Annotated in this window: 1 protein-coding gene and 1 pseudogene; both read right to left on the reverse strand. The window is 63.2% G+C overall.

What is annotated here, in order from left to right:
* Positions 1 to 164: 164 nt before the first annotated feature.
* The gene (locus AC07DW_RS34550; RefSeq protein WP_478861541.1) at positions 165 to 569 is read right to left on the reverse strand and encodes a hypothetical protein; all 405 of its coding nucleotides are present in this window, start codon (positions 567 to 569) and stop codon (positions 165 to 167) included.
* 253 nt (positions 570 to 822) lie between these two features.
* Positions 823 to 1,107, reverse strand: a pseudogene (locus AC07DW_RS34555) (IS1380 family transposase); the annotation flags it as partial.
* Positions 1,108 to 1,219 lie beyond the last annotated feature (112 nt).

The following is a 1,219-nucleotide window of genomic DNA, read 5'->3' on the forward strand; positions in this document are numbered from 1 at the left end:
GACCCGCGACAGCCAGCCCGCGGAACGAACCATCAGAAACCAGATATCTCAGCCGATCCCCTCACGCCGGCGCGCGCACGTGAATGATCGAGGCTCGGCAAAGTAGCCCTTTACCACTGAATATCAATTCGGGACGCTACCCATGCCCCTTTCCCTGCCCGGCTTTATTGCAGGCAATATGCGTAAACAGTAGCCGTTCCAATTGCGTGCCTGCCAGGGATCAGCACCCATTCTGCAGTGCTGTGGACCTCGGTGCAGTCACCGAACAAACCGCTTTGCACGGAATCCTCCATCTGCTGGCGCGCCTTGCCCAGCGCCGCGATGGGGTTACCGGCATACGCCGTGAACTTCTGGTTGTATTCCTGCCGGGAGTCAAGAGCCTTCGCAGGTACGAGATCATTCGCAACAGCCGGAGTGGCCGTAAGCCCCAGCATCCCGATTCCGGCGATGACCATCAATGTCGTGGCAGTGCGACGAGCCCTCACGTTAACCAGCCTTTCCAGTCCGGTACCCGCCGCCCTCGCATGGGCGGCACCCATGATCTTGGCCAGGATGTGGGCGCGGGGCATCCTCCCATCGGTCCTTCGTTTGTGGGAGACGCACCTGATCTCGCATCTGCGACCGGCGCGGACGGTACCTCTCGGGCATGTCAGCTAGCCTCGATCCTTCTTGAGGGTCCGCCGACGGAGTTGGTGGACCCTTTTGCTCTCCCGGAGCGTGATGGTGGGCAGGCCGGTGGCCCGGTTGTCGCGTCGGGTGGCGCCGGGTTCCACTGGCCGGGGCGGGTGATGCTGTCGCAGGGACGGTGGGTTGCTGGTCAGCCGGGTTGGGCAGGAGCGCGAGCCGTTCAGGGGCGGCGGTGATCTCGCCGGTCCAGGGCGAGGCGGAGAATCCTGCGCCGGTGGTGGCGGGCTGGTCGGCTGCGGAAAGAAGAGGCGGAACCGCAAGCGACGCGGTTCCCAGAGCCTCGCCTGGCCGGTCAGCGCGAGCATGGGCATCCAGGCCAGCAGGTCGGGCGATCTGGACGATCTCTATCCAGACCCGGTTCTGGGCGGTTGAGGTGCCCCGAAGTTTCCGGACAGACGTCCAATAGGATTGCCTTGAACGGAAAAGAGGACGCAAGAAGTGGCACCACCGAGCAAGTACACACCGGAGTTTCGGGAAGAAGCTGTCCAGATTGCACTCCGGTCCATCAAGACTGTCACTGAGACAGCCAGAG

It is taken from the genome of Streptomyces sp. NPDC045701 (assembly GCF_056432045.1).

What these genes read in the sequence shown, in the direction of transcription:
- AC07DW_RS34550 (WP_478861541.1), bottom strand. Translation starts at nt 569, where the DNA reads ATGCCCCGCGCCCACATCCTGGCCAAGATCATGGGTGCCGCCCATGCG.